General features: G+C 72.3%; 24 protein-coding genes. 8 read left to right on the forward strand and 16 right to left on the reverse strand.

Annotation, left to right across the window (positions count from 1 at the left end):
- Positions 1-17 precede the first annotated feature (17 nt).
- The 8 genes from ACIBI4_RS19480 to pdhA all read right to left on the reverse strand — a co-directional run bounded on the left by ACIBI4_RS19480 (position 18) and on the right by pdhA (position 9,148).
- On the reverse strand, positions 18-674 hold the full coding sequence (locus ACIBI4_RS19480; protein ID WP_399205153.1) for a GntR family transcriptional regulator: 657 nt from the start codon (positions 672-674) through the stop codon (positions 18-20).
- 107 nt (positions 675-781) lie between these two features.
- Positions 782-1,759 carry an NAD(P)H-quinone oxidoreductase gene (locus ACIBI4_RS19485; RefSeq protein WP_399205154.1) on the reverse strand — a complete coding sequence of 326 codons (978 nt, stop codon included), beginning with the start codon at positions 1,757-1,759 and terminating at the stop codon, positions 782-784.
- 90 nt (positions 1,760-1,849) lie between these two features.
- Complete coding sequence (locus ACIBI4_RS19490; protein ID WP_399205304.1) at positions 1,850-2,923, reverse strand: potassium channel family protein; 1,074 nt, start codon at positions 2,921-2,923, stop codon at positions 1,850-1,852.
- A 20-nt stretch (positions 2,924-2,943) separates the two neighbouring features.
- The gene (locus tag ACIBI4_RS19495) at positions 2,944-4,443 is read right to left on the reverse strand and encodes a molybdopterin-binding protein (RefSeq protein ID WP_399205155.1); all 1,500 of its coding nucleotides are present in this window, start codon (positions 4,441-4,443) and stop codon (positions 2,944-2,946) included.
- Positions 4,440-5,483, reverse strand: coding sequence for a DUF6457 domain-containing protein (locus tag ACIBI4_RS19500; protein ID WP_399205156.1), 1,044 nt, complete (start codon positions 5,481-5,483; stop codon positions 4,440-4,442). Before ACIBI4_RS19500 ends, ACIBI4_RS19495 begins: the two co-directional genes overlap by 4 nt.
- A gap of 127 nt (positions 5,484-5,610) precedes the next feature.
- Positions 5,611-6,981, reverse strand: coding sequence for a dihydrolipoamide acetyltransferase family protein (locus tag ACIBI4_RS19505; RefSeq protein WP_399205157.1), 1,371 nt, complete (start codon positions 6,979-6,981; stop codon positions 5,611-5,613).
- Entirely contained in the window at positions 6,981-8,030 is a 1,050-nt protein-coding gene (locus ACIBI4_RS19510) for an alpha-ketoacid dehydrogenase subunit beta (RefSeq protein ID WP_399205158.1), read from the reverse strand. Before ACIBI4_RS19510 ends, ACIBI4_RS19505 begins: the two co-directional genes overlap by 1 nt.
- On the reverse strand, positions 8,027-9,148 hold the full coding sequence (gene pdhA / locus ACIBI4_RS19515) for a pyruvate dehydrogenase (acetyl-transferring) E1 component subunit alpha (RefSeq protein WP_399205305.1): 1,122 nt from the start codon (positions 9,146-9,148) through the stop codon (positions 8,027-8,029). The genes ACIBI4_RS19510 and pdhA overlap by 4 nt, the downstream gene beginning before the upstream one ends.
- A gap of 235 nt (positions 9,149-9,383) precedes the next feature.
- On the opposite strand from pdhA, the gene ACIBI4_RS19520 reads away from it, so the two are divergent.
- A complete protein-coding gene (locus tag ACIBI4_RS19520; RefSeq protein ID WP_399205306.1) occupies positions 9,384-9,899 on the forward strand; it encodes an Lrp/AsnC family transcriptional regulator in 516 nt (171 codons plus the stop codon).
- A 9-nt stretch (positions 9,900-9,908) separates the two neighbouring features.
- Here the strand turns inward: ACIBI4_RS19520 and ACIBI4_RS19525 are convergent, their stop codons facing one another.
- Together ACIBI4_RS19525 and ACIBI4_RS19530 are read right to left on the reverse strand one after the other, a co-directional pair.
- The gene (locus ACIBI4_RS19525; protein ID WP_399205159.1) at positions 9,909-10,550 is read right to left on the reverse strand and encodes a TetR/AcrR family transcriptional regulator; all 642 of its coding nucleotides are present in this window, start codon (positions 10,548-10,550) and stop codon (positions 9,909-9,911) included.
- Complete coding sequence (locus ACIBI4_RS19530; RefSeq protein ID WP_399205160.1) at positions 10,547-12,070, reverse strand: 3-hydroxyacyl-CoA dehydrogenase; 1,524 nt, start codon at positions 12,068-12,070, stop codon at positions 10,547-10,549. The genes ACIBI4_RS19525 and ACIBI4_RS19530 overlap by 4 nt, the downstream gene beginning before the upstream one ends.
- 149 nt (positions 12,071-12,219) lie before the next feature.
- On the opposite strand from ACIBI4_RS19530, the gene paaN reads away from it, so the two are divergent.
- On the forward strand, positions 12,220-13,941 hold the full coding sequence (gene paaN, locus ACIBI4_RS19535; protein ID WP_399205161.1) for a phenylacetic acid degradation protein PaaN: 1,722 nt from the start codon (positions 12,220-12,222) through the stop codon (positions 13,939-13,941).
- Positions 13,942-13,991: 50 nt separating this feature from the next.
- On the opposite strand, the gene ACIBI4_RS19540 is transcribed toward paaN, so the two are convergent.
- From ACIBI4_RS19540 to ACIBI4_RS19550, 3 genes are read right to left on the reverse strand one after another with little or no spacing between them, the layout of a single operon-like run.
- A complete protein-coding gene (locus ACIBI4_RS19540) occupies positions 13,992-14,750 on the reverse strand; it encodes a TrmH family RNA methyltransferase (protein WP_399205162.1) in 759 nt (252 codons plus the stop codon).
- A gap of 32 nt (positions 14,751-14,782) precedes the next feature.
- Complete coding sequence (locus tag ACIBI4_RS19545) at positions 14,783-16,105, reverse strand: HTTM domain-containing protein (RefSeq protein ID WP_399205163.1); 1,323 nt, start codon at positions 16,103-16,105, stop codon at positions 14,783-14,785.
- Positions 16,102-16,680: a DUF5819 family protein gene (locus tag ACIBI4_RS19550; RefSeq protein ID WP_399205164.1), complete on the reverse strand. Its 579-nt coding sequence runs from the start codon at positions 16,678-16,680 to the stop codon at positions 16,102-16,104. The genes ACIBI4_RS19545 and ACIBI4_RS19550 overlap by 4 nt, the downstream gene beginning before the upstream one ends.
- A gap of 550 nt (positions 16,681-17,230) precedes the next feature.
- Between ACIBI4_RS19550 and paaA the strand changes: the two genes are divergently transcribed.
- From paaA to ACIBI4_RS19580, 6 genes are all read left to right on the forward strand, one after another.
- On the forward strand, positions 17,231-18,211 hold the full coding sequence (gene paaA / locus ACIBI4_RS19555) for a 1,2-phenylacetyl-CoA epoxidase subunit PaaA (protein ID WP_399205165.1): 981 nt from the start codon (positions 17,231-17,233) through the stop codon (positions 18,209-18,211).
- Complete coding sequence (gene paaB, locus ACIBI4_RS19560; protein WP_052581991.1) at positions 18,208-18,492, forward strand: 1,2-phenylacetyl-CoA epoxidase subunit PaaB; 285 nt, start codon at positions 18,208-18,210, stop codon at positions 18,490-18,492. The genes paaA and paaB overlap by 4 nt, the downstream gene beginning before the upstream one ends.
- The gene (gene paaC, locus ACIBI4_RS19565) at positions 18,489-19,205 is read left to right on the forward strand and encodes a 1,2-phenylacetyl-CoA epoxidase subunit PaaC (protein WP_399205166.1); all 717 of its coding nucleotides are present in this window, start codon (positions 18,489-18,491) and stop codon (positions 19,203-19,205) included. Before paaB ends, paaC begins: the two co-directional genes overlap by 4 nt.
- The gene (gene paaD / locus ACIBI4_RS19570) at positions 19,202-19,723 is read left to right on the forward strand and encodes a 1,2-phenylacetyl-CoA epoxidase subunit PaaD (protein WP_399205167.1); all 522 of its coding nucleotides are present in this window, start codon (positions 19,202-19,204) and stop codon (positions 19,721-19,723) included. Before paaC ends, paaD begins: the two co-directional genes overlap by 4 nt.
- Entirely contained in the window at positions 19,723-20,793 is a 1,071-nt protein-coding gene (locus tag ACIBI4_RS19575; protein WP_399205168.1) for a 2Fe-2S iron-sulfur cluster-binding protein, read from the forward strand. The genes paaD and ACIBI4_RS19575 overlap by 1 nt, the downstream gene beginning before the upstream one ends.
- A gap of 172 nt (positions 20,794-20,965) precedes the next feature.
- Positions 20,966-22,099: an acyl-CoA dehydrogenase family protein gene (locus tag ACIBI4_RS19580; protein ID WP_399205169.1), complete on the forward strand. Its 1,134-nt coding sequence runs from the start codon at positions 20,966-20,968 to the stop codon at positions 22,097-22,099.
- A gap of 19 nt (positions 22,100-22,118) precedes the next feature.
- On the opposite strand, the gene ACIBI4_RS19585 is transcribed toward ACIBI4_RS19580, so the two are convergent.
- The 3 genes from ACIBI4_RS19585 to ACIBI4_RS19595 form a co-directional block, all read right to left on the reverse strand.
- Positions 22,119-22,448 (reverse strand): rhodanese-like domain-containing protein, encoded by a 330-nt coding sequence (locus tag ACIBI4_RS19585; protein WP_399205307.1) that lies wholly within the window; start codon positions 22,446-22,448, stop codon positions 22,119-22,121.
- 91 nt (positions 22,449-22,539) lie between these two features.
- Positions 22,540-23,400, reverse strand: coding sequence for a hypothetical protein (locus ACIBI4_RS19590; RefSeq protein WP_399205170.1), 861 nt, complete (start codon positions 23,398-23,400; stop codon positions 22,540-22,542).
- Between the two features lie 70 nt (positions 23,401-23,470).
- Entirely contained in the window at positions 23,471-24,967 is a 1,497-nt protein-coding gene (locus tag ACIBI4_RS19595) for a DUF2252 domain-containing protein (protein WP_399205171.1), read from the reverse strand.
- Positions 24,968-24,978 lie beyond the last annotated feature (11 nt).

Raw genomic sequence — 24,978 nt, forward strand, 5'->3', positions numbered from 1 at the left:
AGGACTACGGGATGGTGTCAGCCGAAGAGCTCGCGGAGCGTTCGCTCACGCGAAGCGCGAACATGCTCACCGGCCGCCGTGGCGGCTCGTTCGGGATCACCCGCCACGATCGCGCGGGCCAGCGCCTCGTGCTCGGCATGGATGTGCGGGAAGTCCTCGATCCGGTGCCGCAGCCACCGCACCCGGCCGACGATGGGCTCCAGCGTCGCGGCGAGCATCGCGTTGTCGCACAGCGTCGTGATCTCGTCGTGCAGACGGGAATTGGCGGCATGCGTGGCCGCCGTGTCATCCGCGGCCGCCGCCGCTCCGGCCTGCTCAAGGGTGGCGGTCAGGCCGTTCGGCGCCCCCAGGGCGACCCGTTCCGCGGCCTGACGCGCGGCCAGCGACTCCAGCGCCTCACGGATGTCGTACAGCTCCGACACCTGCCGCCGGTCCAGCGTGCGCACCACGACACCGCGCGTGGGCAGGTACTCCACGAGGCCCTCGTGGTGCAGGATCCGCAGCGCCTCACGGACCGGAAGCCGGGACACCTCGTACCGCGCGGCCAGTTCCTGCTCGACGAGGCGGGTGCCGGGGGGAAGCGAGCCGTCGTATATGCGATGGCGAATCTGCTCGCCGACGATGTCCCGCAGGGGCTTCTGGTTGCGGTACAGCTTGGCCGAAGGCGAGGTCACGGATCAGAGCGTAGACGACGGACGGCTCCCGGCTCCCCGGCCGGAGAGCGGAGCGTGAACTCCTGGCTCTCCGGCACGGACTTCCTGGCTCTCCGGCACGGACCCTCCTAGACGGTGAGCAGCACCTTCCCCACGTGCCCGCTCTCCTCGAGCACACGGTGTGCCTGGGCCGCCTCGCTCATCGGCAGCGTACGGTCCACGACCGGCCTGATCCGGCCCGCGCCGATCAGCGGCCAGACATGCTCGCGCACGGCCGCGACGATCGCCGCCTTCTCGCCGAGCGGCCGCGCCCGCAGCGAGGTCGCGGTGATCGCGGCGCGCTTGCCGAGCAGCGTGCTGAGGTTGAGTTCGCCCTTGACGCCGCCCTGCAGCCCGATGATGGCGAGCCGGCCGTTCACGGCCAGGGCGTCCACGTTCCGTTGGAGGTACTTGGCGCCCATGATGTCGAGGATGACGTCCGCGCCCGCCCCGTCGGTGGCGGCCTTGATCTCCTCGACGAAGTCCTGTTCGCGGTAGTCGATCAGGATGTCCGCGCCGAGCTCGGCGCAGCGCGCCAGCTTCTCCTTGCCGCCCGCGGTCACCGCGACCTTCGCGCCGACGGCCTTCGCCAGCTGGACCGCCATCGTGCCGATGCCGCTCGCCCCGCCGTGCACGAGGAGCGTCTCGCCAGGGCGCAGATGGGCCACCATGAACACGTTCGACCAGACCGTCGAGACGACCTCGGGCAGCGCGGCCGCCGCCACCAGGTCGACGCCCTCGGGCACGGGCAGCAACTGCCCTGCCGGTACGGCCACTTGCTGGGCGTAGCCGCCGCCCGCGAGCAGCGCGCACACCTCGTCGCCGACCGACCAGCCGCTCACCCCCGGGCCGAGCGCGGTGATCCGGCCGGAGCATTCGAGGCCCGGGTACGGGGACGCGCCGGGCGGCGGGTTGTAGAAGCCCATACGCTGCAGCAGATCGGCGCGGTTGACCGCGCTCGCGGCCACCTCGACGAGGACCTCGCCCTCGCCGGGTACGGGGTCGGGGACCTCGGCCCACTGGAGCGCCTCGGGTCCGCCGGGTTCGGGGATCGTGATCGCATACATGCGGGCGAGGCTACTCGCCCAGCGGGCGCGGCGGTTGGGCGCGCCCGGCCGCGTACCGGGGCCGTGAACCTGTGGCGGAGGCCGCTACTGCTACTGCTGCGGCAGCGGCCGGGTGTCCGGGCGGGGCGGTGCGGGCGGTGTGGCGCGGACGATGGTGATGAGACGGTCCGTCAGCTGCAGCGGGGAGGCCGCCGGGTCGTCGTACGCGAGCAGCCGGTGGCCGCGCAGCACGCTGACCACGAGGTCATCGGTCTCCCGGACGCCCTTGCCGACCTCGGCCTTTATCACCGGCCGTTCCACCAGATCGAGTCCGGAGCCCTGCTGGATCAGGTCCTCCATGACCGTGCCCGCGCTGGGGCTGAGCACCGAGAGGCCGAGGAGGCGGCCGGCCGCGCTCGCGCTGGTGATCACGGCGTCGGCGCCGGACTGCCGAAGCAGCGGGGCGTTCTCCTCCTCGCGCACGGCCGCGACGATCTTCGCCGAACGGTTCAACTGCCGTGCGGTGAGCGCCACCAGGACCGCGGTGTCGTCGCGCTGGGTGGCGATGACGATCTGGCGGGCCTTCTGGAGTTCGGCGCGGAGCAGGACGTCGCTGCGGGTGGCGTCGCCGACGACACCGACGAAGCCCTCGGCGGTGGCGGCCTCGATCACCTTGTTGCTGGGGTCGACCACGACGATCTGCATCTTCTTCAGACCCGTCGCGAGCAGGGTCTGGATCGCCGAACGGCCCTTGGTGCCGAAGCCGACGACGATGGTGTGGTCACGCAAGGCAGACCTCCAGCGGTTCAGCCGCCACTCCTCCCGGGTCCGTTCCGTGAGGACCTCGAGAGTCGTACCGACCAGGATGATCAGGAACAGCACACGCAGCGGCGTGATGATGAAGATGTTGATGAGCCGTGCGACGTCACTGGCCGGGACGATATCGCCGTAGCCGGTGGTCGAGAGCGTGACGGTCGCGTAGTAGAACGAGTCGAGGAAGTCGACGCCGCCGTCGGTGTTGTCGTGATAGCCGTCGCGGTCGAAGTAGACCAGCAGACCGGTCGTGACCAGGACGCTCAGCGCCATCGCCAGGCGCTTGGCCACCTGGCGCATCGGGCGCTCGACGACCCGTTTGGGCAGCCGGATCCGGCCGTTGGTGAGGCGCTCGTCGGCATCGCGCGCCATCACGTCGCTGCCGTGCTGTTTCACGTGAAACGCCCTTCCGGTGCCAGGGGTGACAGCGCCCACGGCAGATCGAGGATCTCCAGCTCCTGCCCGGGCCTCGCTCCGCCCGGCGGCACCACCGCGAGCCCGTCGGCCGCGGCGATACCCCGCAGCATGGCAGGCCCGTTGTAGTGCAGCGGCACGGCCTCCTCGGAGCGGTCGCCGCGCAGGACCACGGGCACGAGCCGGGTGTCGTACGGGTGGCCGTGGATCTCGTCCCGCGTGGGGGCGTGATACGGCGCCACGGCGGGACGGCCCCCGAGCCGGCGCAGCAGCGGCTCGGCCAGCGTGAGCAGTCCGGAGACCGCGGCGAGCGGGTTGCCGGGGAGGCCCACGAGGTGGCGGCCGCCCGGGAGTTCGGCCAGGAGCATGGGGTGGCCGGGCCGCACCTGGACGCCGTCCACGAGCAGGTCGGCACCCAGCTTGTGCAGGGTGGGGTGGACGTGGTCAACGGGCCCCGAGGCGGTGCCGCCGGTGGTCACGACGAGATCGGCGGTCGAGTCCTTGACGGCCTTGAGCAGCGCGTCGGCCGCATCCCCGAGGCGTCGTACGGACAGGACCTCCGCGCCCAGGCTGCGCAGCCACGGCGGCAGCATCGGGCCGAGCGCGTCCCGGATCAGCCCCTCGTCGGGCAGGCCCTCGGTGAGCAACTCGTCACCGAGGACGAGCACCTCGACCCGCGGCCGGGCGACGACCCGCAGCGTGTCATAGCCCGCGGCCGCGGCGAGGCCGAGCACCGCGGGGGTGATCTGGGAGCCCGCGGGCAGCAACTGGTCGCCGCTGCGGCACTCCTGGCCGCGCGGCCGGATGTCCTGGCCGTGCACGACGTCGCGCTGCGGATGCAGTCCGCCGTGCGCGTCGAGGACACCGTGCTCGCTGCGCAGGACCGCGGTGGCCTCCTGCGGTACGCGGGCTCCGGTGGCGATCCGTACCGCCTCGCCGTCCGCGAGCGGGAGCGGGCGGGCGTGACCCGCGAGGATCGCGTCCGCGCGGACGTCCCAGGGGCCGGGGCCCGCGACCGCCCAGCCGTCCATGGCCGAGGTGTCGAAGGAGGGCAGGTCGGTGAGGGCGTTCAGGGGTGCGGCGAGGATGTGGCCGAGCGCCTCGTCCAGGGGGACGGGGGCGGCGGCCGTACGCGGGCCGCGGCGGCCGGCGCGGGCGGCCCGGGCGCGGGCCTGTGGCCAGGGGGTCGCGCGCGGGTGGCCTTCGGTCTTCCTCGCGCGCTGGGGGTTCTCCGCGGGCTCCGTGTGCCGCGCCGGTGCGGGGGGCTCCGGGGTGCGGCCGCCGGGGATCGGATCGGGACCCGTGGCTGCGGCGGCCTCGTTGACCAGCGCCAGCGCCTCGTCGACGGCCGGGTCGGCGTCGTCCGGCGAGGTCGCGCAGCCGGTCTGCGCGGAGTAGCGGCGCGCGGGTGCGGCGTCCTGCGTACGGCGGCCGGGGCCGGGCGCGGGGTGCGCGCCGGGCGCGGGGTGCGCGGTCACGCGGGGTCCGGCTTGGTGTCGGGGCGGTCCTCGTCGGCCCGGTCCTCGTCGGCCCAGCGGTTCGCGAGCGCCACGGCCTTGCGGGTGGCCTCGGCGACGGCCTCGGGGCCGCCGCCGGACCGCGCCGCCGCGTAGCCGACCAGGAAGGTCGTCAGCGGAGCCGCGGGCCGTGCGACACCGTGGGCGGCGTCGCGCGCGAGGTCGAGGAGCAGGGCGGTGTCGACGTCCAGGTCGAGACCCAGTTCGTCCTTGACTGCGGTGATCCATTCATCCAGCACGCGTTCATGCTCCCTGATCCTGGCCCGGGCTTCGGCGATGTCCTCCCAGGTGTCGCAGTCGAACACGGCACGGGAGCCGTCCGGCTCGCTCACCCGGGTGAGCGCGAGTCCGGCGGTGAGCAGTCTGAGGGGCAGCCCGGCCAGTCCGCCGTGCTCCGCCTGCAGCCGGTCCAGTTCACGGTGCAGGGCGGCGCGGCGGTAGACGGCGACGAGGGGCTGGTCGCGGCCGGTGGGGTCGGTGAAGAGGGTGCCGTCGGGGCGGGGTTCGGGTCCGTCTCCGGCTTGGGCACCGGCCTCGGATGCGGCAGCGGCTGCGGCTGGTGGGTCGGGCGCGTGGGCGGCTGCGTGGCCGGGCGCGTCTCCGGCTGCGTGGCCGGGCGCTTCGAGGGCGCCGAGGAGTTGGGTGACCGTCGCCTCGGTGAGGAAGGGGAGGTCGGCGGAGAGGACGAGAACGAGGTCGGGGGCGGGGTCGGGCGCGAGGTCGGACGCGGCGTCGGCTCCCGCGTGCGCCTTCGCCAGGGCCTCAACTCCCGCCGCCAGCGCGGCGAGCGGTCCGCCGCCCGGTGGTTCCTCACGGGTCCATACGACGGGACGGACCGTGGGACGCGGCGGTGCGACCACGACCGTGGTGCGCGCGTCGGCGCAGGCGGCGAGCACCCGGTCGAGCAGCGCACGCCCGCCCACCTGCACGGCGGGCTTGTCGACACCGCCCAGGCGCCGGCCCGCGCCCCCCGCGAGCACTACGGCGTCATACGTGGTCATGCCCCGAGTATGAGCGCGCGAAGGATCATTGCCACCCCTTCGAACGGCCTGGGTGCGGCGGGACTTACGTCACACCGCCGCACCGGGACACGCTCGGGGCCGCGCTCAGGCCGCGCTCAGGCCGTGCTCACAGCGTGCGCAGCATCACCACCGGCCGCTCCACGCAGTCCGCCACGTACCGCAGGAAGCCGCCCGCCGTTCCCCCGTCGCACACACGGTGGTCGAAGGTCAGGGAGAGCTGGACGACCTGACGTACCGCCAACTCGCCCTCGTGGACCCACGGCTTCGCCACGATCCGGCCGATGCCGAGCATCGCCGCCTCGGGGTGGTTGATGATCGGGGTCGAGCCGTCGACGCCGAACACCCCGTAATTGTTGAGCGTGAACGTGCCGCCCGTGAGCTCGGCCGGGCTGAGCCGCCCCTCGCGCGCCACCTCGGTCAGCCGCGCGAACTCGGCGCTCAGCGACTCCGCGTCCCGGGACTGCGCGTCCTTCACCACGGGGACCATGAGCCCGCGGTCGGTCTGAGCGGCGAAGCCCAGATGCACCCGGTCGAGCCGGACGATCTCGCGGGAGGCCAGGTCCACCGTGGAGTTGAGCTCCGGGTGGCGGGTCAGGGCCGCCGTGCAGATCCGGGCGAAGAGCGCGAGCAGCGAGATCTTCGGCCCGCCCGCCGCGTTCATCGCCGTGCGCGCCGCGAGGAGCTCCGTGGCGTCCGCGTCCACCCAGACCGTCACGTCCGGTATCTCGCGGCGGCTGCGCGACAGCTTGTCCGCGACGGCACCGCGCAGCCCGCGCAGCGGGATCCGCTCGCCCTCGTCGCCCCGCACCGCGGGCTCGGGCCGGGGCGCGGCGGGCACGGCGGCCGCCTGCTCGGCCGCCCGCACCGCGTACTCGACATCGGCGCGCAGGATCAGACCGTCGGGCCCCGAGCCGTTCAACTCCCGCAGGTTCAGCCCGTTCTCGCGGGCGATCCGCCGTACGAGAGGGGAGATCACCGGGACGGGGCTCTCGGCCGCACCCGTGGTGGGGAGACTGTCGAGCTCCACCGCGGCGGCCGCCACACCACCCACGACCGCGGCGACGCTCTCGGCACGCGGGGCGCTCCCGGCACGCGCGGCGCCCGGAGCAGCGGCACGCACGCGCCGCCGTCGCGCCGGCGCGGCCCCGGTCCCGTATCCGACCAGGACGTTCCCCGAACCCTCGCTCTCACCGGCCGAGGACGCGGGCGCGGCCTCCGCGGGAGCCGAGGACGCGCCCACCGCCACGGTCAGCAGCGGGGCGCCGACCGGCAGTTCGGCCCCCTCCTCGCCGAACCGTGCCGTCACCACGCCCGCATACGGGCAGGGCACCTCGACCATCGCCTTGGCCGTCTCGACCTCGACCACGGGCTGGTCGACGGCGACCACCTCGCCCACGGACACCAGCCAGCGGACGATCTCCGCCTCGGTGAGCCCTTCGCCGAGGTCGGGCAGCTTGAACTCCAGGACCTGCGCCATCAGCCCACACCTCCGCCCGTGCTCTCGGCCTCCCACTGCAGCCGCCCCACCGCGTCGAGGATCCGGTCGACCCCGGGCAGGTGGTGGCGCTCCAGCATCGGCGGCGGATACGGGATGTCGAACCCGGCGACGCGCAGGACCGGCGCCTCGAGGTGGTGGAAGCACCGCTCGGTGACCCGCGCGGCGATCTCCCCGCCCGGACCGCCGAAGCCGCCCGACTCGTGCACGACGACCGCGCGGCCCGTGCGCCGCACCGACGCGCAGACCGTCTCGTCGTCGAACGGCACCAGCGAGCGCAGATCGACCACTTCGAGGTCCCAGCCCTCGGCCCGCGCGGCCTCGGCCGCCTCCAGGCAGACCGGGACCGAGGGCCCGTACGTGATGAGCGTGGCGCTGCGCCCCGAACGGCGCACCACGGCCTTGCCGATCGGCTCGACGGACGTCGGCGCCTCGGGGTTCCAGGAGTCCTTCGACCAGTAGAGCCGCTTGGGCTCCAGGAAGATCACCGGGTCGTCGGAGGCGATCGAGGCGCGAAGCAGTCCGTACGCGTCCTCGACGGTGGCCGGGGTGACGACATGGAGGCCGGGCGTCGCGATGTAGTACGCCTCGCTGGAGTCGCAGTGGTGCTCGACGCCGCCGATGCCGCCGCCGTACGGCACGCGGATGGTCAGCGGGAGCGCCATCGCGCCCTTCGTACGGTTGCGCATCTTCGCCACGTGCGAGATCAGCTGCTCGAACGCCGGGTACGCGAAGGCGTCGAACTGCATCTCCACGACCGGCCGCAGCCCGTACATGGCCATGCCGACCGCCGTGCCGAGGATGCCCGCCTCGGCGAGCGGGGTGTCGGTGACGCGGTCCTCGCCGAACTCCTTGGCGAGCCCGTCGGTGATGCGGAAGACACCGCCGAGCGCGCCGACGTCCTCACCCATCACATGGACGGTGGGGTCCTCGGCCAGTGAGTCCCGCAGCGCGCGCTGCAGGGCCTGCGCCATGGTGGCCGGCTTCCGGTCCGTACGGCCGGCCGCGGTGCCGGTGGTTGCGGTGGTCATCGGGATTCCTGCTCCGCCTCGAGTTCGGCCCGCAGCTGCGCTGCCTGCTCGCGCAGCTGGCTCGTCTGCTCCGCGTACACATGACTGAAGAGATCCATGGGGTCGAGCACCGGATCCTGGTTCATCCGCTCGCGCAGCCCGGCAGCGAAGTCCTCGGCCGCATCGCGTGCGGCCTGGATGCCGTCCTCGTCGAGCAGCCCGCGGCCGGTCAGCTCGCGCTCCATCAGCGCGACCGGGTCGTGCGCGCGCCAGGCCTCGACCTCGGCGTCGGTGCGGTAGCGCGTGGCGTCGTCCGCGTTCGTATGGGCGTCCATGCGGTACGTGACGGCCTCGACGAGCGTGGGGCCCTGGCCCGCGCGGGCACGCCGGACGGCCTCGGAGAGCACCTCGTGGACCGCGGCGGCGTCATTGCCGTCGACCAGGCGGCCCGGCATCCCGTAGCCGACCGCCTTGTGGGCGAGCGACGGGGCGGCGGTCTGCTTGGCGAGCGGGACGGAGATCGCGAAGCCGTTGTTCTGCACGAGGAAGACGACGGGGGCCTTCCATACGGCCGCGAAATTGAGCGCCTCGTGGAAGTCGCCCTCGCTGGTGCCGCCGTCGCCGACCATGGCGAGCGCCACGACGTCGTCGCCCTTGAGGCGCGCGGCGTGCGCGAGACCCACGGCGTGCGGGAGCTGGGTGGCGAGGGGGGTGCTCAGCGGGGCTATGCGGTGCTCACGCGGGTCGTAGCCCGTGTGCCAGTCGCCGCGCAGCAGCCCGAGCGCCTGGACGGGGTCGAGGCCACGGGCGACGGCGGCGAGGGTGTCGCGGTAGCTCGGGAACAGCCAGTCCTGCTCCTGCAGGACCAGGGCCGCGGCGATCTCGGCAGCCTCCTGGCCCACCGTGGACGGGTAGACGGCGAGGCGGCCCTGCTTGGTCAGGGCGGTCGCCTGCGCGTTGTAACGGCGCCCGCGCACCAGCTCCCCGTACAGCTTCAGGAGCAGCGCGGGGTCGGTGCGGTCCGCCTCGTCCGTGCCCAGGACCCGGTACGGCTCGGGGTCCGGGAGCAGCGGGGCAGGGTCCGTACGGGGCTTCCAGGCGGGCGGCGGCGTGGGCTGGTGAGCCCCCCGCTGCTCCATCACCGGCGTGCTGTGCTTGGACACCGCTGGCACCTCCTTGTGGAGCGGCTTGGCGGCTCCTCGTGGGAGCGCGCCTCGGCAGCGCGTTTGTGATGCGCCTCACCAACCGATTGTTCGGTCGTCGGCACATTTTGGCTACAGGCCCCTCCAGGCTGTGGACAAACGGTTCTCCACAGCCTGGGATAGATGCATTACGTCCATGGTAGGGAGGCGGGGGGACATGGCATCTGAACGAATGGCCGACGACGGATCCGAGCGGGTCCCCGAGTCCGCCGATTCCGCGTCCGGCCCGGAGGGCACGGCGCCGCGGCCGCTCGACTCGATCGACCGCTCGATCCTGCGCATGCTGCAGACGGACGGTCGCGCGTCGATACGCTCCGTGGCCGAGCACGTCCACGTCTCGCGGGCCAACGCGTACGCGCGGATCAACCGGCTCATCGAGGACGGGGTGATCCGCGGCTTCGGCGCCCGCGTCAACCACGAACGCGCGGGTCAGGGGGCGTCGGCCTACATCACCCTGAAGATCGTCCAGAACTCGTGGCGCACGGTCCGCGAACAACTACGCGAACTCCCCGGGGCCGCCCACATCGCCTTGGTCAGCGGCGACTTCGACGTCCTTCTCCTGGTCCACACCCCGGACAACCGCACCTTGCGCGAACTCGTCCTGACCCGCCTCCAGTCGATCCCGGAGATCCTGAGCACCCGCACGCTGCTGGTGTTCGAGGAGACGGATCTGGATCCGGAGGCGTGACGCCCGGAGTCAGTCCTCCACACGCAATCCGCGGAACGCCAGCTGCACCACCGCGTCCGCGATCTCCTCGCTGTCCGCGCCTCGCGTGTCCGGGCGGAACCACTCCACCAAGGAGTTGATCATGCCGAAGAGGAGGCGGGTGGCGAGGCGGGCCTCGACGTCGGCGCGCAGGTCGCCCTCGGCGATGGCGGCCTTGAGGAGGTCGGCGACCTTGTGGTCGAAGTCGCGGCGGCTCTCCATGGCCCACCGCTCGGTCTCGGTGTTCCCGCGGACCCGCAACAGCAGCGTCACGTACGGGAGTTCACTCGTCAGGACACCCACCATGCGACGCGTCACGTATTCGAGCCGGTCCACGGCCCGCCCCTCGCGTGCGCGCTCCTCGTCGAGGATCCCGAAGAGCCCGTCGAGCGCGCGGCTCACGGCACGTCGGAGCAACTCCTCCTTGCCCGAGACGTGGTGGTAGATCGACGACTTGGAGATACCGGCCGCCTTGGAGAGGTGCTCCATCGACGTGCCGTCGTACCCGCGCTCGTTGAAGACCTGGACCGCCACGGCGAGCAGGGTCTCGGGGGTGTACGTGTCGCGCGTACGGGCACCGCGTGCGGCCCCGTCCCGCACCGCTGTCCCGCGCGCTCGTCCTGGAGTGCTCATGCCTCGCCTTGCTTCCGGTCGATGTCGCTGCGGTGGTCCAGGGCCCGGGAGGGCGCGTACCGCGGCCCGGGATGGCTCGCGTCCATGTGGGAAAGGACCTCCCGCAGCCAGGTGGCGCCCAGCTCGCGGCCCCATTCCAGCGGCCCGCGCGGGTAGTTCACACCGAGCCGCATCGCGGTGTCGATGTCCTCGCCGCTCGCGACGCCGCGGCCCACCGCGTCCAGCGCGAAGTCGGCCAGCATCGCCACGGTGCGCGCCACGATCATGCCGGGCACGTCCTCGATGAGGCTGACCTTCTTGCCGAGCGCCTGGAAGAGCCCGGTCGCGGCGCGGACATCCGCCGGGTCCGCGTCGGCGCCGGGCGCCAGGGCGACCCGAGTGCAGGTGCGGTAGTCGAGGGCGAGGTCGACGAGGATGCAGGGCCCGTCGGCACGCGTGGCGGTCCGGCCGTCCGTCACCTTGAGCCAGGTGCCGCCGGGCAGCACGAAGCAGCCCTCGGGGTCACCGGGCTGCGCGGTCCTGCGGAACTCCACACCCGCCTGGCCGAACAGCTCCATGAGCGTGGCCATCGGCCCCTCTATGCGCCCGAGGACCCGCAGCGCCTCGGGCGCCTCGCAGACGTCCGCGGTACGCGGTGCGGGGCGCTCGACCCCTTCCTCGTACGAGAACCAGCCCTGCCCGGTCTTGCGCCCGAGCCGCCCCGACTGGACGAGCCGGTGCTGGGCGAGCGAGGGCGTGAACTTCGGGTCCTGGAAGAAGGACTCCCAGACGGAGCGCGTCACCGCCTCGTTGACGTCCTGGCCGATCAGGTCGGTGAGCTCGAAGGGCCCCATGCGGAAGCCGCCGCTCTCGCGCAGGACCGCGTCGATCGTGGCGGGATCGGCAGCCTGCTCCTCGTAGAGGCGAAACGCTTCCGCGTAGAAGGGGCGCGCGATGCGGTTGACGATGAAGCCCGGGGTGTCGGCGCAGCGCACGGGCGTCTTGCCCCACGCGCGGGCCGTGTCGTACGCCCGCGTGGCCGCGCTCCGATCGGTCGCGAAGCCGCTGACGACCTCGACGAGCGGGAGCAGCGGCGCGGGGTTGAAGAAGTGCAGTCCGACGAAACGGCCCGGCACGCGCAGGGCGCCCGCGACGGCCGTGACGGAGAGGGAGGAGGTGTTGGTGGCGAGCAGGCAGTCGTCGGCGACGACCTTCTCCAGATCACCGAACAGCGCCTGTTTCGCGGCGAGCTGCTCCACGATCGCCTCGACGACGAGCCCGCACTCCGAAAGCTCACCGAGCGCGGTCGCGGCGGTCAGCCGGGAACGCGCCGCATCGCGTGCGTCCGCGGTCAGCCGGCCCTTCTCGACCAGCCGGTCAAGGCGGCCCACGATCGCGTCCACGGCCGCGGCGGCCCGGCCCTCCAGCGCGTCGTACAGCTGGACGGGATGCCCGGCGACCAGCGCGACCTGGGCGATTCCCTGGCCCATCGTGCCGGTGCCGACCACCGCGACGGGCGTGGCGGGGTCGAGCGCTGCCATGTTTTCCACAGGCTCCCGAAGTCCGTTATCCACAGGTTTCCCCGTCCCCCTTGTCCCGACCGATCGTTCGGTTACTCTAACTCTCGTCGCCCGTCCCTGCCCAGCTCACCGGTTCAGCGTCGAACCGGCACGAGGAGGAGTTGGTCTCCATGGCCGCCCAGCTCACCGCACACCAGCTGACCGAGAAGCACAGCCCCACCCTCTTCAAGGCCCTGGACGCGATCGCCACGCGCGCGTACTGGTCCCCGCACCCCGAGCACCCGAAGGCGTACGGAGAGGGCTCCGCCCTCGAAGGCAGCCTGGGCGCCGCCGAGGGCAAGGCCGCCTTCGACGCACTGCTCGGCACCCGGCTCGACCTGGGCCAGCCGGGGACCGACGGCTGGGTCGGCGGCAGTCCCGCCGAAGGCGGTGAAGTGTCACCGTACGGCGTCGAGTTGGGCGTCGAGTATCCGCATGCCGATCTCGATGTGCTGCTGCCCGCGATGCGGTCGGCCATCCCGGCCTGGCGCGATGCGGGGCCCGAGGCGCGGGCCCACGTCTGCCTGGAGATCCTGGCGCGGATCAGCGCGCGCACCCACGAGTTCGCGCACGCGGTCATGCACACGAGCGGCCAGGCGTTCATGATGGCGTTCCAGGCCGGCGGCCCGCACGCCCAGGACCGCGGCATGGAGGCGGTGGCGTACGCGTATGCGGAGCAGACCCGCACCCCGGGTGCCGCGGAGTGGAGCAAGCCGCAGGGCAAGCGCGATCCGCTGCACCTCAGCAAGCAGTTCACGGCCGTGCCGCGCGGCATCGCGCTGATGATCGGCTGCAACACCTTCCCCACGTGGAACGGGTATCCGGGCCTCTTCGCCTCCCTCGCCACCGGCAACCCCGTGGTGGTCAAGCCGCATCCGCGCGCGGTCCTGCCGCTCGCGCTCACCGTGCAGGTGGCGCGCGAGGTGCTCGCCGAGGCAGGGTTCGACCCCAACCTCGTGTGCCTGGTGGCCGAGGGTCCCGGCGAGGGCATCGCCAAGACGCTGGCCGTACGGCCCGAGGTCCGGATCATCGACTACACCGGCTCGACCTCCTTCGGCGACTGGCTGGAGACCAACGCCCGCCAGGCGCAGGTCTACACGGAGAAGGCCGGGGTCAACACGGTGGTGATCGACTCCACCGGGGACTACAAGGGCATGCTCTCCAACCTGGCCTTCTCGCTCTCGCTCTACAGCGGCCAGATGTGCACCACCCCGCAGAACCTGCTGATCCCGCGGGACGGCATCAGCACCGACGCGGGCCCGAAGTCGTACGACGAGGTGGTCACCGACCTCGCCGGCGCGGTCGCCGGCCTGCTCGGGGACGACGCGCGGGCCAATGCGCTGCTCGGCGCCCTCGTCAACCCGGACGTGAAGGCCCGGATCGAGGCGGCACCCGGCCTCGGCGAAGTCGCCCTGCCCACACGCGAGGTGGCGAACCCGGAGTTCCCGGGCGCGGTGGTCCGCACCCCGGTGATCGTCAAGCTCGACGGGGCGAAGCCCGACGCCGAGGCCGCGTATCTCAGCGAGTGCTTCGGGCCGGTCTCCTTCGCCGTCGCGGTCGACTCCGCGGCGGACGCGGTGGAGCTGCTGCGCCGCACCGTGCGGGACAAGGGGGCGATGACGGTCGGCGCGTACACCACGTCGCAGGAGGTGGAGCGCGCCATCGCGGAGACCTGCCTGGAGGAGTGCGCCCAGCTCTCGCTGAATCTGACCGGCGGGGTGTACGTGAACCAGACGGCCGCCTTCTCCGACTTCCACGGCTCGGGGGGCAACCCCGCGGCGAACGCGGCGCTGTGCGACGGAGCGTTCGTCTCGAACCGCTTCCGTGTGGTGGAGGTGCGCCGGGAGGCGTGAGCAGCCCCGGGAGCCCCACGGTACTCAGCTGAACTCGTGCCCCACGGAGCTCAGTTGAACTCGTGCCCCGCCGACCAGTGGAAGAGGGCCATGCCGACGCTGGTCGCCAGGTTGTAGCTGGAGACCTGGGACCGCATCGGCAGGGACACCAAGTGGTCGGCGCGGGCACGCAGTTCGCGCGAGATCCCGCTGCGCTCCGAGCCGAAGGCGAGCAGTGCGTCGTCGGGCAGGGTGTACGAGCGGATGTCCTCGCCCTCGGGATCGAGTGCGTAGAGCGGGCCGTCCGGCAGCTCGGGGACGGTGAGCCGCTCGACGGTGGTCGCGAAGTGCAGCCCCGCCGCACCCCGTACGACCGTGGGATGCCAGGGGTCGAGGCTGCCCGTGGTGACCACCCCGGCCGCCCCGAAACCGGCGGCGAGCCGGATCACCGCGCCCGCGTTGCCGAGGTTGCGCGGCTCGTCGAGCACCACGACGGGTGCGCGGCGGGCGGTGAGCGCCTCTCTTCCGGCGGTACGAGGGGGGCGTACCGCGAGCGCCGCGATCCGCGTCGGGTGCAGGCGGGGCACGAGCGTGCGCAGCACGTCATCCGCAATGGTGACGGCCCGTGCGGCCAGCTCATCGGCCACGTCGGGGGCGAGGTCGGCCGCGAGGTCCAGGGCCCCCTGACGGTCCGACGTCAGCACGAGAGGGATCTCCGCGCCGAAGCGGAGTGCGTGCTTCAGGGCGTGGAAGCCGTCGAGCAGGACAGCGGCGCCGGCAGGGTCGTCGGCATGGGCACGCCATTGCCGTACGACCTCGGACTCGTTCATGGCGTGCAGCCTACGTGCGGCCCGTACCGCCCTCAGGCCCGGACGTGCTCCACACCCTCCGGCCGCTGCTCGCCCTCACCGGGCTCCGGTGCGCGCTGCTCCGGGAGACGCGGCTTCCGCTTGGGCAGGACGTCCTCGCGTACGAGGGCGGCGAACCGGCCGAGGCGGCGCAGGAACGACGTCGGCAGGAACACCGCGTCCGCCGCGATCATCGCGAGCGAGAAGAACGGCAGCCCGAGGATCACCGCGATCACCGCGTGCTCGGTGATCATCGCGACGAGCAGCACGTTCTTGACCCGCCGGTTGAACAGCGTGAAGGGGAACGCGACCTGGACCGCGACGGTGCCGTACGTGATCAGCATCAGCGGCAGACCGTACGAGGAGAGCAGCTCGGAGAGGGCCGGCCAGGGCGAGAAGTAGTCGAGGTGCAGCGGATAGTGCACCGCGGTGCCGTCCTGCCAGCGGCTGCCCTGGATCTTGTACCAGCCGGCCGTCGCATAGATGAGACAGGCCTCGGCCATGATCACGACGAGCGCGGTGTTGTGCAGCAGATTGCGGGTGACCTCCGCGAGCGCACGCGGCTGCTCGCCACCGAACCGCCGGATGGCCCAGCTCAGAGCCGTGCCCAGCCACACCGCCCACAGAAGGGTGGAGATGACCGGCAGATTCCAGGGGAGGTCGCGCTCCCAGTCGAGCTTGCCCGCGAGCGTGGCGAACACCAGCACCCCGCCGAGCCCGCACCACAGGAGCGGGCCGACCCGGTCGTCGGCGTCCGGCTTGCGCAGTGCGCGCCGGGCGTCGAGGGACCAGACGCGGCCGCACTGGGTGAAGACCAGGTAGATCGCCATCAGATGGATGACGTTGTCGCCGCCGTCGCCCACGAAGACGCTGCGGTTCTGCAGCGAGAGCACCCCGACCATGAACAGCACGGACATCGTCCGCGTCCGCCAGCCGAGCAGGAGCAGCGCGCTGGACAGCACGGCCACGAGATAGACGAACTCGAACCAGCCGCGCCCGTCGTCCCACATCAGGACGGTGAAGGCGCGGTTGTCCGCGATCAGCTGCTGCGCCATGTCCCAGCTCCACGGTCCGTCGGGACCGTAGAGCTCATGACGGTGGGGGAACTCGCGCAGCAGGAAGAGGAGCCAGGTCAGCGAGAAGCCGATCCGGATGATCGCGCTCTGGTACGGGCCGAGGGCCGCGCCCGTGACGCGCAGGACGGCGCGGGCGACGGTCTCGGCGAGGCGGGTGCGGGCGGCCGGCTTCGCGGCGGGGCTTCGGGGGCCGTCGGTGGGACGGATCCCGTCGGCGGGACGGATCCCGTCGGCGGGACGGGTCTCGTCGGCGCGGCTCATCGGTCGCTCACCTCAAGGTCGCGGGACGTGACCGTCCACCAGGGCAGCTCGCGCCGGGACGGCTTCGAGTCGAGGCGCTCCTGACTCCACTCCGGCGGCTGGACGTTGGTGGTGACCGACCGCAGCTGGACGCGCTGCACGGTGCCGTCGAGGGCCGCGCGGTCGAAGCGGAGGAGGGCGATCCGGCGGAGGTAGCGCTCGGAGAGGTCGCCGCGCAGTCCGTTGGAGACGTTGTCGCTGCTGTGCGAGCCGACGTAGAAGTCCCAGGCGCGGCGCAGCTCGTTCTGCTGCGTGTGGCTCGGGATCAGGTTGTTGTCGATCGCGGCGCCGTCCTGCGCGGAGAGGTTGATCCAGCCTGTCTCACGCAGCTGCCCGTCCTCGGTGCGCACCTCGGCGCGGGCGTGCACGGCGACGTTCTGCTGCAGCGGGTTGGGCGCGAACAGCTTCCAGTTCTGCTCGAACTCCGGGTAGATCCAGCCGTCCACCGCCTCGCCGTACTCCTTGGACGCGGTGTTCGACGGCGCCACGTGCAGGAACACCATCCCGAGATGCACGGCCCCGACGACGGCGACCACGGCGAGGACGAGCGCGGCGGCGATTTGATACGGGAGGGTGAGGGTGGTGAGGGGGGAGGGCGGAGTCTCGGCGCCGGGCGCAGCCCCTGTGCCGGACAGTCCCCTCCCGCCCGGGGGCCGAGCCCCTTTCAGGCTATCGGCGCCCACTGACAACGCAGCCTCGCCCGAGTGCGGAACGGCCTCTCCCGAGTGCGGAACCGCCTCACCCGAGTGCAAAGCCGCCTCCCGGCCGGCCACCGTCGGCGCACCGCCGCCCGACGAAGGCGCACCCCCGGAATCCGGGCTCGCGCCCCCGCCCTCTTCGTACGCGTCCATTCCGCCCCGATCCGATCCGCCCGGCACCGCGCTCACGCCACTACGGGTCGGAACGGTACTCAGCGGCGGTCGCCACGCACACCCGTCGTGACGTTATCCACAGGCTTGACACCCTACGGCCGCCGGTCCCACCATGGAAACCAAGCGAACCGAACGATCGGTCGGTAGATTGATCAAGGCAGCCGCAGCACCGCGGCCGGCCGCGAGATCGAGTGCCGAGGCAAGGGGGCCGGGCATGGCGACGGTGACAGAGGCAGGTCGGACAGCGGTCGACGCCGCTCGTACGGAGGTGTTCGACGCCGCCGTGGCCGCCGACGAGCGCATCGAGCCGCGGGACTGGATGCCGGACGCGTATCGCGCCACGCTCGTGCGCCAGATCGCGCAGCACGCGCACTCCGAGATCATCGGCATGCAGCCCGAGGCGAACTGGATCACGCGCGCGCCCTCCCTGCGCCGCAAGGCCATCCTCATGGCGAAGGTGCAGGACGAGGCGGGCCACGGCCTCTACCTCTACAGCGCCGCCGAGACCCTCGGCACCAGCCGCGAGGAGCTCCTCGACAAGCTGCACGCGGGCCGCCAGAAATACTCGTCGATCTTCAACTACCCCACGCTCACCTGGGCCGACGTCGGCGCGATCGGCTGGCTCGTGGACGGGGCGGCGATCACCAACCAGGTCCCGCTGTGCCGCTGTTCGTACGGGCCGTATGCCCGCGCGATGGTGCGGATCTGCAAGGAGGAGTCCTTCCACCAGCGCCAGGGGTACGAGCTGCTGCTCACCCTCAGCCGCGGCACCGAGGCCCAGCACGCGATGGCCCAGGACGCGGTGGACCGCTGGTGGTGGCCCTCCCTGATGATGTTCGGCCCGCCGGACGACGAGTCCTCGCACTCGGCGCAGTCGATGGCCTGGAAGATCAAGCGCCACTCCAACGACGAACTCCGACAGCGCTTCGTCGACATCTGCGTCCCGCAGGCGGAGGCGCTCGGCCTGAGCCTGCCCGACCCGGACCTGAAGTGGAACGAGGAGCGCGGGCAGCACGACTTCGGGGCCATCGACTGGACCGAGTTCTGGGACGTCCTCAAGGGCAATGGTCCGTGCAATGAGCAGCGGATCACCCAGCGCCGCACGGCCCACGACGAGGGCGCCTGGGTACGGGAGGCGGCTGCCGCACACGCCGCGAAGAAGGCAGCACACAGCGAGCAGGAGGCGACGGCATGAGCGGGGACTGGCCTTTGTGGGAGGTGTTCGTGCGCTCGCGCCGCGGGCTCTCGCACACCCATGCCGGCAGCCTGCACGCACCGGATGCGGAGCTGGCCCTGCGCAATGCCCGCGATCTGTACACGCGGCGCAGCGAGGGCGTCTCGATCTGGGTGGTCCCCTCCACCTCGATCACCGCGTCCTCGCCGGACGAGAAGGACCCGTTCTTCGAGCCGTCCGCCGACAAGCCCTACCGGCACCCGACGTTCTACGAGATCCCGGACGGGGTGAAGCACCTGTGACCGCCACCGTGGACACGCGCGCCGCGCTCCCCCTCGGCGACGACGCCCTGGTGCTCTCGCACCGCCTCGCCGAGTGGGCGGGCCACGCGCCGGTCCTGGAGGAGGAGGTCGCGCTCGCCAACATCGCGCTCGACCTGCTCGGCCAGGCCCGCGTGCTGCTCTCGATGGCGGGTGACGAGGACGAGCTGGCGTATCTCCGCGAGGAGCGCGCCTTCCGCAACCTCCAGCTGGTCGAGCAGCCGAACGGCGACTTCGCACAGACGATCGCCCGCCAGCTCCTCTTCTCCACGTACCAGCGTTTCCTGTACGAGGCGCTGGCCGGCGATCCCGTTCTCGGGCCGCTGGCCGTGAAGGCGGTCAAGGAGGTGGCGTACCACCAGGACCACGCGGAGCAGTGGACGCTGCGCCTCGGTGACGGCACGCAGGAGAGCCATGCGCGGATGCAGCGCGGGCTCGACGCCCTGTGGCGGTTCACCGGCGAGATGTTCCGCCCGGTCGAGGGCCTGGATGTCGACGGGCCGGAGCTTGAGGCGCGTTGGCTGGCCTCGGTCACCGCGGTGATCGAGCGCGCCACGCTCACGGTCCCCGAAGGCCCGCGGAGCGGTGCGTGGGCCGCGGGCGCGGGGCGCGAGGGTCTGCACACCGAGCCGTTCGGGCGGATGCTCGCCGAGATGCAGCACCTGCACCGCAGCCACCCGGGGGCGACGTGGTGACCGCCGAGCGGGAGCGCACGGACGGCACGCGGACCGCGGTGGAGCAGCGGCTCTGGGAGCTCGCGGGCGCCGTGCCCGACCCCGAGCTGCCCATGGTCACCCTGCTCGACCTGGGGATCCTGCGGGATGTGCGGATGTTCGGCCCCGACGAGGTCCGGGTCGAGATCACTCCCACGTACACCGGCTGCCCGGCCGTCGAGGCCATGTCCTCGGACATCGAGAGCGCGCTGCACGCGGAGGGCATCGCGGAGGTGAAGGTCGCGGCGGTGCTCGCCCCGGCCTGGTCCACCGACGACATCACGGCCGAGGGCCGCCGCAAGCTCGCCGAGTCCGGCATCGCTCCGCCCCGCCCGCAGCCGGCCGACGGCGGACCGATACCGCTGACGCTCGCCGTGCGCTGCCCGCACTGCGGCTCCGTCGACACCGAGCTGCTCAGCCGCTTCTCCTCCACCGCGTGCAAGGCGCTGCGCCGCTGCGTGCGCTGTCGTGAACCCTTCGACCACTTCAAGGAGTTGTGATGGCGCCCGCGGCCAAGTCCCGTTTCCACACCCTGCGGGTGTCGGCGGTCGACCGGCTCACGGACGACTCCGTCGCGCTGACCTTCGCCATCCCGCCGGAGCTGCGCGCGGAGTACCGCTATGCGCCGGGCCAGCATCTGGCGATACGGCGCTTCGAGGAGGCCGCCGGTGAAATCCGGCGTACGTACTCGGTGTGCTCGCCCGCGCTCGGGGCGGACGGTCCCGCCGAGGTACGGGTCGGGGTGCGCCTGGTCGAGGGCGGCGCGTTCTCGACGTACGCGCACAAGGAGATCGCCGTAGGCGACGAGCTCGATGTGATGACGCCCGCGGGCCGGTTCACGCTGGAGCCGCGTCCCGGGCACTTCGCGGCGATCGTCGGCGGCAGCGGGATCACCCCGGTGCTCTCGATCGCCTCGACCCTGCTCGCTCGCGAGCCCGAGGCCCGTTTCTGTCTCATCCGGAGCGACCGCAGCGCCGCGTCGACGATGTTCCTGGAGGAAGTCGCCGACCTCAAGGACCGCTATCCCGAGCGGTTTCAGCTGGTCACCGTGTTGTCGCGGGAGGAGCAGCAGGCGGGTCTGCCGTCCGGGCGGCTCGACGAGGAGCGGCTGACCGGGCTGCTTCCGGCGTTGCTCCCGGTCGACGGGATCGACGGCTGGTTCCTGTGCGGGCCGCTGGGCCTGGTGCAGGGAGCCGAGCGTGCGCTGCGCGGGCTCGGGGTGCGGCGGGCCCGGATCCACGAGGAGATCTTCCATGTGGACGCGGCCCCGGCACCCTCCGTCCCGGCCGTCGCGCACAGCACCGTGACGGCCCAGCTGGACGGCCGCTCCGGAAGCTGGCCCGTGCAGGACGGCGAGTCGCTCCTGGAGACCGTGCTGCGCAACCGCCCCGACGCCCCGTATGCCTGCAAGGGCGGAGTCTGCGGCACGTGCCGTGCGTTCCTGGTCCAGGGCGAGGTCCGCATGGACCGCAACTTCGCGCTGGAGCCGGAGGAGACGGAGGCGGGATACGTCCTGGCCTGCCAGTCCCATCCGGCCACGGAGAAGGTGGAACTGGACTTCGACCGCTGACACCCCAGCCCATTCCAGCCCCTCGGCGCTTACCTCTCAGCCCCTCCGGCGTTTGAGGAGATCCGAACGAAGTTCGGATGCACGGGGCCCGAGGCCGCAACCCCATTCCATTCCCCTAGAACCTGTTCTATCTTGACGCTCCGTCAGCCGACGCGCGCCGAAAGGACAGACCGTGGACTTCGACTTCACCGAAGAACAGCAGGCAGCCGTCGAGGCAGCCAAGGCAGTCTTCGCCGGGGTGGACCTGGACGCGGTGCCGAGCCCGGCCCTCAGCCCGCAGGCCGTCGCCGATGACTTCGACCGCGCCCTGTGGGCCAAGCTGGCGGACTCGGATCTGCTGAGCCTGCTGCTCTCGGAGGAGTACGACGGCGCGGGCCTCGACCCCATCGCGCTCTGCCTCGTGCTGCGCGAGTCCGCGAAGGTGCTGGCCCGTGTGCCGCTCCTGGAGTCGAGCGCGGCCGCCAGGACCCTGCAGACGTACGGGAGTTCCGAGGCCAAGGCGCGGATCCTGCCGGGTGCCGCGCGCGGCACCACGGTCCTGACCGTCGCCAGCAACGGCCGCACGGGCCACGACGGGGCCGAACTCGCGGTCTCCGCCCGCCCCGACGGCGGCGACTGGGTGCTCGACGGCGTCCAGACCGCCGTGCCCTGGGCCCAGACCGCGGATTACACGGTCGTCCCCGCGCACACCGCCGACGGCCGCTCCGTCCTGGCCCTCGTGCCGCGCGTGCGGGACGGGCTGACCTACGCCGACCAGTTCTCCACCTCGGGCGAGCGCTACGCCGAGCTCCGTCTGGAGTCCGTACGCATCCCCGCCACCGACCTCATCGACGCGGACGGCGCCTGGGAGTCACTGCACCAGCTGCTCGCCACCGGCACATGCGCGCTCGCGCTCGGGCTCGGCGAGGGGGTGCTCCGGATGACCGGCGAATACACCAGCAAGCGCGAGCAGTTCGGCTTCCCGGTGGCCACGTTCCAGGCCGTCGCCGTGCAGGCCGCGGACCGGTACATCGATCTGCGCGCGATGGAGGTCACGCTCTGGCAGGCCGCCTGGCGCACCTCCACCGGCGCGGGCGGGGCGCTCCCGGCCGCAGGGGACATCGCCGTGGCGAAGATCTGGGCCTCGGAAGGGGTACGCCGGGTGGTGCAGACCGCCCAGCACCTGCACGGAGGCTTCGGCGCGGACACGGACTACCCGCTGCACCGCTACCACGCGTGGGCCAAGCAGCTGGAACTCGCGCTCGGCCCGGCAGCGGCCCACGAGGAGACCCTCGGCGAACTGCTCGCCACGCACACGCTGGCCTGAGCGGACCGCAGAAGCAGGCTCAGACGACGAAGCCCGGCTGCCCCTTCGTATCGACGACGGGGCGGCCGGCCGCGTGCCAGGCCTCCATGCCGCCGTCCACGTTCACCGCGTCGATGCCCTGCTGGACGAGGTACATCGTGACCTGTGCGGAGCGTCCGCCGGAGCGGCAGATGACGTTCACCCGGCCGTCCTGCGGCGCCGCCTCGGTCAACTCGCCGTAACGGGCGACGAATTCGCTGATGGGGATGTGCATCGCGTGAGCCGCGTGCCCCGCCTGCCACTCGTCGTCCTCACGGACATCCACCAGGAAGTCGCTGTCGGAGAGCGCGTCGACACCGACCGTGGGCACACCAGAACCAAAAGCCATACCCCGACGCTACCCGACCCCGGCGCTCGCGCCGCCCCAGCCCTCCGGCTCGGCACCGCAAGCGCTCAGTCCCTCAGGCCTCCGGTCCCTGAAGGAACGAGGCCAGCTCCGCCTCGCGCTCGCCGACCTGCGCGAGCAGCTGCTCGGCGATCTGCTCCAGGAGGCGGTCCGGATCGTCGGGCGCCATCCGCAGCATGGACCCGATCGGGCCCTCCTCCAGATCCTTCGCGATCACACTGAGCAGCTCCTTGCGCCGCGCGAGCCACTCCAGCCGCGCATAGAGCTCCTCACTCTCGCTCGGCTGCTGCTCCGGCGGTACGGGACCGGCGGCCCACTCCTCGGCGAGCTCCCGCAGCAGGGCCTCGTCGCCGCGGGCGTAGGCGCCGTTGACCCGCACCATGAACTCCTCGCGGCGCTCCCGCTCCTTGTCGTCCTGGGCGAGGTCGGGGTGCGCCTGCCGTACGAGATCGCGGTAGAGCTTGCGGGCCTCGTCGCCGGGCCGCACCCGCTGGGGCGCCCGCACCGGCTGGTCGTTGAGCATCGCGGCCGCCTCGGGCGAGAGGCCGTCGGAGTCGATCCAGTCGTTGAACAGCTCGGACACGTCGGGCATCGGCATGACGCGGGCCCGCAGCTCGTGCGCCACGCGCACATCCTCCGGGTCGCCGGTGACCGCGGCCTTGGCCTCCGCGATCTGGGCGTCGAGCTCCTCCAGACGCGCGTACATGGGGCCGAGCTTCTGGTGATGGAGCCGTGCGAAGTTCTCCACCTCGACCCGGAAGGTCTCGACGGCGATCTCGTACTCGATCAACGCCTGCTCGGCCGCCCGCACGGCCCGCTCCAGCCGCGCCTCGGGCCGCTCGGCCTCGGTCTCGGCCGTGGCTCCGGCCTCGGGCCCGGCCTGTCCAGTGGGCTCAGCAGCGTCCGCGTTCGTCACCCGCCCAGCCTAGGCCACGGCCACACACCCCAGCCTCAGTCCCGCCTCAGACCTCCACCTCAGTCCCGCCTCAGACCCCCACCTCCGCCGCAATCCGGCCCTCCCGCACCGCCGCCTCCAGCTCCGCGTGGTCCGCCTCCGTGCGGTCCGCGTAGGCCACGGCGAAGGCGGCCAGGGCCTCGTCCAGCTCGTCGGTCTTGCCGCAGTAACCCGAGATCAGCCGCGGGTCCGCGCCGTGCGCATGGGCGCGGGCCAGCAGGGCCGCGGTCATCCGGCCGTAGTCGTCCAGCTGGTCGTGGGCGAGCTCCGCCGGGTCGACGCTGCCCTTGCGGTTCCTGAACTGCCGTACCTGGAACGGCCGCCCCTCGACCGAGGTCCAGCCGAGCAGGATGTCGCTGATCACCTGCATCCGCTTCTGCCCGAGCACCACCCGGCGGCCCTCGTGCTCCACCTCGGGCGCCTTGAAGCCGGCCACCGGCAGATGCGGGGCGAGCGCCGAGGCCCGTGCCTCCTTCACCTGCAGCACGAACGGCTCGCCCCGGTGGTCCTGCAGCAGCACCACATAGGACCGCGTGCCGACCGACCCGGTGCCGACCACACGGAAGGCCACATCCTGGATCGCATGCCGTGCGAGCAGCGGCAGCCGGTCCTCGCCCAGCGTGCCCAGGTACTCCTCCAGGGAGGACGCCACCGCCGCGGCCTCCGCGTCGGGCACCCGGCGCAGCACCGGCAGCGCGTCCACGAAGCGCAGGCTGCCGTCCTCCAGCGTCTCGGTGGACTTCGCCGCGAAGCGCCCGCTTGTGTTGCGCCGCGCCTTCTCGCCGACCCGCTCCAGGGTGCCGAGCAGATCATGGGCGTCGCTGTGCGAGACCAGCTCCTCGTCGGCTATCGCGTGCCACGCCTCCAGAGCGGGCAGCCGCGCCATCAGCCGCATCGTGCGCCGGTACGCCCCCGCCGCATCGTGCGCCGCCTCGCGGCAGGTGGACTCGCTCGCGCCGGCCACGCGCCCGGCCACCACGAGCGAGGTGACGAGCCGCTTCAGATCCCACTCCCAGGGACCCACGACCGTCTCGTCGAAGTCATTGAGGTCGATGACGAGGCGGCCGCGCGCATCCCCGTACAGCCCGAAGTTGCCCGCGTGCGCGTCGCCGCAGATCTGGGTGCCGATACCCGTCACCGGGGTGCGCGCCAGGTCGTACGCCATCAGGCCGGCCGAACCGCGCAGGAACGCGAACGGGTTGGCGGACATCCGCCCCACGCGCAGCGGTGTGAGGTCGGCGATCCGCCCCGCGCTCGACTCCTCGACGGCCTGGACCGCGTCCGGACGGCGGGCGTCGGCGGCGAACTCGGCGTGCGCGGACCGCGGCGTCTGCTCGCGCAGCGCCTTGCCGCGGCGCTTGGGCGACTCCTCGGTCCCCCACTGCGCGAAGCCCGGCACCTTCGGTATCCGCTGGTCCACGCCACCATCCTGTGCCGGAATCCGCGCCTTGCGCCGCCGCACGCTCGCCTTGGTCTCGGCCACGAAGGACCGCCTCCCCGTTCTCGCAGGTCCGCCGGGCGCGGACATCGACTGCCCCA

The organism is Streptomyces sp. NPDC050418 (assembly GCF_044458745.1).
Taxonomy (GTDB): domain Bacteria; phylum Actinomycetota; class Actinomycetes; order Streptomycetales; family Streptomycetaceae; genus Streptomyces.